General features: G+C 66.1%; 7 protein-coding genes. 3 read left to right on the forward strand and 4 right to left on the reverse strand.

The window, feature by feature from the left end:
• Positions 1 to 65 precede the first annotated feature (65 nt).
• Positions 66 to 443, reverse strand: coding sequence for a (2Fe-2S) ferredoxin domain-containing protein (locus tag Q1J79_RS14090; protein WP_300301481.1), 378 nt, complete (start codon positions 441 to 443; stop codon positions 66 to 68).
• 6 nt (positions 444 to 449) lie between these two features.
• A complete protein-coding gene (locus tag Q1J79_RS14095; protein WP_300301483.1) occupies positions 450 to 707 on the reverse strand; it encodes a DUF6489 family protein in 258 nt (85 codons plus the stop codon).
• Positions 708 to 762: 55 nt separating this feature from the next.
• Here Q1J79_RS14095 and Q1J79_RS14100 point away from each other — a divergent pair, with 55 nt between their 5' ends.
• The 3 genes from Q1J79_RS14100 (at position 763) to egtD (ending at position 5613) form a co-directional block, all read left to right on the forward strand.
• Positions 763 to 2841, forward strand: a complete 2079-nt coding sequence (locus Q1J79_RS14100; RefSeq protein WP_300301485.1) for a thioredoxin domain-containing protein — start codon at positions 763 to 765, stop codon at positions 2839 to 2841.
• Between the two features lie 397 nt (positions 2842 to 3238).
• Positions 3239 to 4627: an ergothioneine biosynthesis protein EgtB gene (gene egtB / locus Q1J79_RS14105; RefSeq protein WP_300301488.1), complete on the forward strand. Its 1389-nt coding sequence runs from the start codon at positions 3239 to 3241 to the stop codon at positions 4625 to 4627.
• Positions 4624 to 5613 (forward strand): L-histidine N(alpha)-methyltransferase, encoded by a 990-nt coding sequence (gene egtD / locus Q1J79_RS14110; RefSeq protein ID WP_300301491.1) that lies wholly within the window; start codon positions 4624 to 4626, stop codon positions 5611 to 5613. Before egtB ends, egtD begins: the two co-directional genes overlap by 4 nt.
• Before the next feature lie 13 nt (positions 5614 to 5626).
• Here egtD and Q1J79_RS14115 read toward each other — a convergent pair whose 3' ends face one another.
• Both Q1J79_RS14115 and Q1J79_RS14120 read right to left on the reverse strand, forming a co-directional pair.
• Complete coding sequence (locus Q1J79_RS14115) at positions 5627 to 6751, reverse strand: ABC transporter permease (protein ID WP_300301494.1); 1125 nt, start codon at positions 6749 to 6751, stop codon at positions 5627 to 5629.
• Positions 6752 to 6753: 2 nt separating this feature from the next.
• On the reverse strand, positions 6754 to 8892 hold a 2139-nt coding region (locus Q1J79_RS14120), incomplete at its 5' end, for an ABC transporter permease (protein WP_300301497.1).

Consider the following 8892-nt stretch of genomic DNA (forward strand, 5'->3'; position numbering starts at 1 on the left):
GCGGATCACCGCCACCCCGGCGCGGCCGGGCGCGGTGGAGAGGGCATAGATGGTCTGCGACGCGATCACTTCGTCTTGGCGCTGTGGTCCGGGCCGTCCTCGGGCTTCAGCATCAGCCGCGCCACCCGGCCACCCTGCCTCACATGCACGTCGAGAATCTCGTCGATATCCTCAAAGGTCTCGGCGCGGTACCACACGCCATCGGGATAGATCACGATGGTCGGGCCCAGCTCGCAGCGCTCCAGGCAGCCGGCATTGTTGACCCGCACGCCGTCTTCCAGACCCAGGCCCAGTTCCTTGGCCCGGCTTTTCATGTAGTTGCGCAGCATCTCGGCGCCCTTGCGCGCGCAGGAACCACGCGGATGGTTTTCCGGCCGCTCGTTGGTGCAGACGAAGATATGCGCGCGGTAGAACGGCCTGGGATCGCCGGGCAAAACGGTCATGGCGGATTACTTCTTGCTGTCGCCAGCGCCGGCGCCGCCGCCGGGAAACTGGCTGAAAAAGAATTTCTGGATCTGCTCCAGATTCTGCATGCCCAGCGGCGCCCAGGTCTTCAGCAGCACTTCCGGGTCCATCGCGTTGAGCGAATTGACCATCCGGTCCTGCATCTGCTGCATGACCGCCGCCTGCAGCGGCTGCACATCGGGCAGGCCAAGGAAGCGGCGGGCCTCCTCGGGAGTGCAATCGACATTGACAGTGACCTTCATTGTCGCACCATACTTGTCTGAAACGCCGAAACGAGAAGCAGGACAAATACCTAGCATGGCCCCCGCCCCCTTGTCAGGGACCAACGCCGCGAATCTGGCCCGCAACAACCTGGACCAGGCGGCCTCGCCCTATCTGCAGCAGCACCGGGACAACCCGGTGCACTGGCAGGTCTGGAGCCCCCAGGTGCTGGCCGCCGCCCAGGCGCAGAACAAGCCGATCCTGCTCAGCGTGGGTTATGCCGCCTGCCACTGGTGCCATGTGATGGCCCATGAAAGCTTTGAGAATCCGCAGATCGCCGCGGTGATGAACGAGCTTTACGTGAATATCAAGGTCGACCGCGAGGAACGGCCCGATATCGACACCATCTACATGAACGCCCTGCATATCCTGGGCGAGCAGGGCGGCTGGCCGCTTACCATGTTCCTGACGCCGAAGGGCGAGCCCTTCTGGGGCGGCACGTACTTCCCGCCCGAGCCGCGTTTCGGCCGGCCCGGTTTCGTCGAGGTGCTGCAGAAGGTGTTCGAGGCCTGGCGCGACAAGCCGCAATCGGTGGCGCAGAACGTGAAGATGCTGGTCGGCGGCCTGCGCAACATGGCCAAGCCGCAATCGCGCGACCGGCTGGACCTGAGCAGCGACGTGCTCGACCAGGTGGCGGCGCAGATCCTCACCCATGTCGATCCCGAGCATGGCGGCATCGGCGGCGCGCCGAAATTCCCGCAGACCGGCCTGTTCGACCTGCTGTGGCGCGCCTGGCTGCGCAGCGGCGAGGCCGATTACGCCAAAGCCGTGACCACCACGATCGCGCGCATGGCCCAGGGCGGCATCTACGACCATCTGGGCGGCGGCTTCGCGCGTTATTCCACCGACACGGAATGGCTGGCGCCGCATTTCGAGAAAATGCTTTACGACAACGCGCAGCTGCTCAGCCACATGGCGATGGTGGAAGCCGAGACGCAGGACCCGATCCTGCGTCAGCGCGTGATGGAAACCGTCGGCTGGCTGCTGCGCGAGATGGTGACCAGAGATGGCGCCTTCGCCGCCACGCAGGACGCGGATTCCGAAGGCGAGGAAGGTCGGTTCTATGTCTGGCGCAAGCCCGAGATCGAGGCCCTGCTGGGGCCCGAGGATACCGCGCTGTTCTGCGCTGCCTATGACGTGACCGATGCCGGCAACTGGGAAGGCAAGACCATCCTGCGCCGTTCGCTCGATCCCGACCTGAAGGACGCCGACACGGAAGCGAAACTCGCTGCCTGCCGCGCGACGCTGCTGGCGGCGCGCGAGACGCGCATCAAGCCGGGCTGGGATGACAAGGTGCTGGCCGACTGGAACGGCCTGATGATCGCAACCCTGGCCGATCTGGCGCGGCAATATGGCCAGCCCGCCTGGCTGGACGCGGCCGAACGCGCCTATGCCTTCATCGTCAACACCATGGGCGTGGGCGAAGCCAGGCTGGGCCACAGCTGGCGCAACGACACGCTGGTCTTCCCCGGCCTGCTGGATGATTACGCGGCGATGATGCGCGCGGCGCTGGCGCTGCATGAGGCGACCGGCAGCCCGGATTACCTGCGCCAGGCCCAGGCCTGGGCCGAGACGGTGGAAACCGATTACGCCGATGCGGTGAATGGCGGCTATTTCCTGACATCAAAAGAAGCCGAGAACCTCGTCGCGCGCACGCGGCACGCGGCCGACAACGCCACGCCGGCGGGCAACGGCCTGCTGGTCGGCGTCTTCGCCCGGCTGTGGTACCTGACCGGCGACGTGACCTGGCGCGAGCGGGCGCAGAACCTGCTGGACGCCTTCTCCGCCGATGCGGCGCGCAACTTCTTTCCGATGGGCAGCTTCCTGAACGGCTTCGACCTGTTCGCCAACGCGGTGCAGGTGGCGATCATCGGCACGCGCGGCGACGCCGCCACCGAGGCGCTGATCGATGCCGCCTACGGCGTCTCGGCGCCCAACCGCGTGATCCAGGTGATCGATCCGCTGGCGCGCATCCCGGAAACCCATCCGGCCTATGGCAAGGCGCAGATCGACGCCACCGCCACCGCCTATGTCTGCCTTGGTCCCACCTGCGGCCTGCCGGTGACGGCGCCGGCCGAGCTGGTGGTGGCGATGAAGGCAACGCGGGCGGTCTAGGGGCTGGGCCGCCAGGCCCGCCACGCCATCGCCCGTCTCTGTGCTGCCATGACGATGCTGCCATGACGCTGTCACGGCGCTGTGCCGTTATACGGCCGGAAAGGCATCTCCGCTCTGAAAGACCCCTTTTATTCCTTCTTTGATCCCGTAAAGTTCGGTTTTGTAGCGTCGGTCACATTTTCGCCTTGCCAGCGGGGTTAAGTTGGCTATCTGACAAGGACAACCAGAAAGAGCGGTCGTTTTGGCCGCCCCATGACTGCCCGTACCCTATTGCAGGCCGCCGGTTTCCAGGATCACGGCGGATATAGTCGTAAAGCCAGGAACCAGTACCGCAGCAAGCCGTTGAATTTGCTGTATTGCCGTCAGCGGCTGCCGCACCGCAGGGAGTGCCGTCCGGATGAACGGAACCATAACCATCGATGCCGCCGCCGGCGCGGCGCCAGCCAACGACCCGGCTGATCATGGCCAGGCTGACAGTGGCCAGGCTGACGGTGGCCAGGCTGATCACAACAGGGCCGCCCGCGAGGCCCTGCTGGCCGGCTATCAGACGGTGCGCCAGCTCACCGAGACCCTGGCGGCGCCGCTTTCGCCCGAGGACCAGCAGCTGCAGTCGATGCCCGATGCCAGCCCGGCCAAATGGCACCGCGCCCATGTCACCTGGTTTTTCGAGACCTTCGTGCTGCAGCCGCACAAGCCCGGCTACTGCGTGTTCGACGAACACTTCAACTACCTGTTCAATTCCTATTACGAGGCGGTCGGCGCGCGCCATCCGCGACCCGAACGCGGCCTGCTGAGCCGGCCGACGGCCAGCACGGTCACGCAGTATCGCCATTACGTCGACGCCGCGATGACCGACCTGCTCGACTGCGCCGACGCGGCGGCACTGTCCACGCTTGCCCCGCTGGTGGCGCTGGGTCTCGCGCATGAGCAGCAGCATCAGGAATTGCTGCTCACTGACATCAAGCATGCCTTCTCGAAACATCCCTTCGCGCCGGCCTACCAGCCGCCGCAGAGCTTCAGCCGCGAGGAATCGCCGGCGCTGGATTTCGTCGACTTCGCCGGCGGCATCGTCGAGATCGGCCATGACGGCCATGGTTTTGCCTTCGACAATGAAGGCCCGCGCCATCTTACGCTGCTCAGTCCCTATCGCCTGGCGACGCGGCCGGTCACCTGCGGCGAGTATCTCGCCTTCATGGCCGATGGCGGTTATGCGCGGCCGGATTTCTGGCTTTCCGACGGCTGGGCACTGGTGCAGCGCGAAGGCTGGCAGGCGCCACTCTACTGGACGCATGACCCGCATCACGAAAGCTGGCAGGTCTTCACCCTGACCGGCCGTCGCGCCGTCGATCCGGCCGAGCCGGTCTGCCATGTCTCCTTCTACGAGGCGGCGGCCTATGCCGCCTGGGCCGGCAAAAGGCTGCCGACCGAAGCGGAATGGGAACATGCCGCCGTGTCCGGCCGCGCCGAGCATGCCGGCGGTTTCCTCGACCGCCTGCATCCGCATCCACGCCCCTTGCATGATGATGGCGGTGATCCGGCCAGCCGGCTGCGTGGCTATGGCGAGGTGTGGGAATGGACCCGCTCGAGCTACGAGCCCTATCCGGGCTTCAAACCGGTCGCCGGCGCCATCGGCGAATATAACGGCAAGTTCATGGTGAGCCAGATCGTGCTGCGCGGCGGCTCCTGCGCCACGCCGCATGGCCATATCCGGCCGAGCTACCGCAATTTCTTCCCGCCGGCGGCACGCTGGCAGTTTTCCGGCATCCGCCTGGCGGAGGATCTATGAACCATATCGTCATCCAGCGCCGCGACAGCGCGCGCCACAATCCCGCCCGCGCCGCCTTCGCCGCCGATGTGCAGGCCGGCCTCGCCGGCGCCATGAAATCCCTGCCGGCGAAATATTTCTACGACCGGCGCGGCTCGGAGCTGTTCGAGCGGATCTGCGAATTGCCGGAATATTACCCGACCCGCACCGAGCTTGGCCTGCTGCAGCGCCATGCGCCCGAAATGGCGGCGCTGATCGGCGCCGATGCCGAGCTGGTCGAATTCGGCGCCGGCGCGCTGCAGAAAATCCGGCTGCTGCTGGATGCGCTGCAGCGGCCACGCAGTTTCCTGCCGATCGACATTTCCGGGGCGCATCTGTCAGACGCCGCCGCCGCCCTGGCGCGCGACTATCCCGGCCTGCAGGTGCGCCCGGTGGCCGGCGATTTCACCGCGCCCGACCTGGCGCTGCCGCAACGCCATGCCCAGGCGCGTGGCCGCGCCGGATTCTTCCCCGGCTCGACGATCGGCAATTTCACGCCCGAGGAGGCGCTGTGCTTCCTGCGCCAGGCCGCCCGCATCCTGGGCGAGGACGACGCGGCCGGCAGCGGCCTGCTGATCGGCGTCGACCTGGTGAAGGACCCGGCCCTGCTGCATGCCGCCTATAACGATGCCGCCGGGGTGACGGCGGCCTTCAACCGCAACCTGCTGCAACGGATCAATCGTGAACTGAACGGCGATTTTGTGCTGGACCAGTTCGCCCATTACGCCTTCTACCAGCCGCCGCAGCAGCGCATCGAGATGCATCTGGTCAGCCTGACGGCGCAGAGCGTGCAGGTGGATGGCCGACGCTACGACTTCGCCGCCGGCGAGTCGATTCATACCGAGAATTCCTACAAATACACGCTGAGCGGCTTCCGCCGCCTGGCCGAGCAGGCCGGCTTCCGCCCAGCCGCCGCCTGGACCGACGAGGACGGCCTGTTCAGCCTGCACTGGCTGGCGCTGGGCTGAACTGCGGCGCCGGCTATTGCTGCTGGCTGAGGAAATTGCGGAAGCGCGCCAGGCTGAAGGCAAACGCCGCCGCCCCCATGGCGAAGATCGCCAGCAATTCCGGCCAGACGGTTTCCAGCCCGGCGCCGCGCGACAGGATCGCCTGGGTCAGCGCCACGTAATGCTTGGTCGGCAGCAGCTGAACGGCGGTCTGCAGCCAGTCGGGCATCGCCTCCAGCGGGGTGAGCGCGCCCGACAGCATGTACATCGGCATCTGCACCAGGATGAACAGCAAAGCGAACTGCGCCATCGAGCGCGCCAGGGTCGCCAGGAAAATGCCAAGCGCGGCCGCGAAGAACAGGTAGATCGCGGTGGCGGCGAAAAACAGCGGCAGCGATCCGGCGATGCGCAGGCCGAGGATGCCCTGCAGCACGACATAAAGCGACAGCAGCGACATGCCCAGGATCACGCCGCCATTGGCGAAGATCTTGGCCAGCATGATCTCACTCGCGCGCACCGGCATCACCAGCAGGTGCTCCAGCGTGCCATGCTCGCGCTCGCGCATCAGCGCCGCCCCGGTAAGCAGGATGGCCAGCATGTTGATCACCTGCAGCAGGGCCATGGCGCCGGTGAACCAGGTCGATTCCAGTGTCTGGTTGAAGGCGATGCGCAGTTTCAGCTCGACGGCGTCGCCGCTGGCGGCGGCATCGCGGCGCAGGAAACGGCCGGTCTCGTCGCTGACGATGGACTGGATGTAATTGGCGCCGATGCCGGCCTGCATCACCGCCGTGGCGTCGATCAGGAGCTGCATCTCCGGGCTGCGGCCGGCCAGCACGTCGGCCTGGAAATCCGGCGGGATGTTCAGCACGAAGGTGAAGCGCGCGTGGTCCATGGCGCGGTCGACCTCGTTCGGCGCCACCATCACCGGCGCCTGGAACCGCGGCGGCAGGAAGCCGTCGATAATGCGCTGCGACAGCGCCGAGTGGTCCTCGTCCACGACGCCAAGCGACGCCCGCACCAGATCATGCGAGGTGCCGGTGGCCTGGGCATAGACCATCAGGGTGCAGGCATAGATCATGAAGATGAACAGCACGCGGTCACGCAGCAGGCTGGTGATTTCCTTGCCGCAGAGCTGCCAGATATTGCGCAGGCTGAGCATGCTCAGGTCTCCTGCTTGCGCAGGAACAGCCAGGCCAGCGCCAGGAAGACCGGCCAGAAGGCGGCAGTGGCGGCGATGAAGGGCAGCAAATCGACCAGTCCCAGCCCCTTGGTGAAGGCGCCGACGCTGGTGCGCAGGAAATAGGTGGCGGGAAAAACCGAGCCGATCAGCCGCGCGCCGCCCTGCAGGGTGGAGACCGGCTGCATCAGGCCGGAGAAATGCACGGTGGGCATGATGGTCAGCACGGCGGTGCCGAACAGGGCGGCGACCTGGCTGCGCGTGAAGCAGGAGGTGAGCAGGCCGATGCCGGTGCTGGCCAGCACGTACAGCAGGCCGCCCAGCAGCAGGCCGAACAGGCTGCCTTTCAGCGGCACGCCGAACACGAAGACCGCCATGACGGTCAGCAACAGCACGTTGACATAGGCCAGCACCACATAGGGCGCCTGCTTGCCGAGCAGGAATTCCAGCTTGCGCACCGGGGTGACGTAGAGATTGGTGATCGAGCCGCGTTCGCGCTCCGACACCACGCCCAATGTGGCTAGAATGGCCGGGATCAGCATCAGCATCATGGCGAACAGCGCCGGCACCATGGCGTCGATGCTGCGGAAAGCCTGATTGTAGCGATACCGCATCACCAGGCTAGCCGGCTGGGTCACGCTCTGGCCAAGCTGGCGCGCCAGCTCGGTCAGGAAACTGTTATGGGCGCCGCTGACATAACCTTCGATGGTCTCGGCGCGGAACGGCATGCCGCCATCGATCCAAACCGAAACCTCGGGCGTGCGGCCGCGCCGCAGGTCGGCGCCAAAGCCGGGTGGAATCTCGATGCCCAGCGCGATCTTGTTGCCACGCAGCCGCTGCAGCAGTCCGTCGCCGTCTGGGGCATCGCCCTGGCGCTGGAAATAGGACGAACCGGAATAGGCCTCGATATAGGCGCGGCTTTCCGGCGTGCCGTCGCGATCCAGGGCGGCGAAGCCGATATTGTCGACATCGAAGGTGATGCCATAGCCGAAGATCAGCATCAGCATCACGGTGCCGAACAGGGCGAAGGCCAGCCGGATCGGGTCGCGCAGCAATTCGATGCTCTCGCGCCAGGCATAGGCGCGGAAGCGGCGGCCGGAGAACCAGCCGCGCGGCGTCGCGACAGGCGCGGAGGTTTCCGGCGCCTGTGGTGTCATCGCCGGCAGGTCCTGCTCGGCCGCGCGGCCGCCCAGCTCCATATAGGCGATGAAGGCTTCTTCCAGGGTCGCCGCGCCCTGGGCCGCCTGCAATTCAGTCGGCGCGCCGGTGGCGATCACCCGGCCGGCATGCATGAAGGCCACGCGGTCGCAGCGCGTCGCCTCGGTCATGTAATGGGTCGAGATGAAGATGGTGACGCCCTGCTCGCGCGCCAGACGCAGCAATTCGCGCCAGAAGCCCTCGCGCGCCACCGGATCGACGCCCGAGGTGGGTTCGTCGAGGATCAGGATTTCCGGATCGTGGATGATGGCCACGGCCAGCGACAGGCGCTGGCGCACGCCCATCGGCAGGGTGTCGGCCACGGCATCCAGATGCTCTTTCAAATCGAAATGCCGCACCAGCGCCTTGCTGCGCTCAATAGCCTTGGCATTCTCCAGGCCATAAAGCGCGGCATGCAGCATCAGGTTCTGCCGCACCGTCAGCTCGCCATAAAGCGAAAAGCTCTGCGCCATGTAGCCGATGCGGCGGCGGAGCGAAAAATCCCCGGCCGAAACCGGCTGGCCGAACAGGAAGCCTTCGCCTTCAGACGCCGGCAGCAGACCGGTCAGCATCTTCATGGTCGTGGTCTTGCCGCAACCGTTGGAGCCGAGGAAACCAAAAATCTCGCCACGATGGATATCGAGCTCAACATGATCGACCGCGGTGAAATCGCCGAAGCGCCGGGTCAGGCCATGCGCCACGATCACCTCCTCGGTATCATCCTCCTGCCGTGGCGGCAGGGCCGACTCGCCATCCAGTCCGCCGCGGCGCTCCCTGGGCAGCAGCGCGATGAAGGCCTGCTCCAGCGCCGCCGTGCCGCTCTGCGCCTTCAGGTCGGCCGGGCTGCCGCTGGCCAGGATGCGGCCCTGATCCAGCATCACCACATGGCTGAAGCGTTCCGCCTCGTCCATCGTCGAGGTGGCGAC

This window comes from Ferrovibrio sp., from assembly GCF_029255545.1.
In the GTDB taxonomy this organism is placed as follows: Bacteria; Pseudomonadota; Alphaproteobacteria; order Ferrovibrionales; family Ferrovibrionaceae; genus Ferrovibrio.

Coding starts and splice junctions, on each gene's coding strand:
- Q1J79_RS14090 (WP_300301481.1), bottom strand. CDS start 443: ATGACCGTTTTGCCCGGCGATCCCAGGCCGTTCTACCGCGCGCATATC.
- Q1J79_RS14095 (WP_300301483.1), bottom strand. CDS start 707: ATGAAGGTCACTGTCAATGTCGATTGCACTCCCGAGGAGGCCCGCCGC.
- Q1J79_RS14100 (WP_300301485.1), top strand. CDS start 763: ATGGCCCCCGCCCCCTTGTCAGGGACCAACGCCGCGAATCTGGCCCGC.
- egtB (WP_300301488.1), top strand. CDS start 3,239: ATGAACGGAACCATAACCATCGATGCCGCCGCCGGCGCGGCGCCAGCC.
- egtD (WP_300301491.1), top strand. CDS start 4,624: ATGAACCATATCGTCATCCAGCGCCGCGACAGCGCGCGCCACAATCCC.
- Q1J79_RS14115 (WP_300301494.1), bottom strand. CDS start 6,751: ATGCTCAGCCTGCGCAATATCTGGCAGCTCTGCGGCAAGGAAATCACC.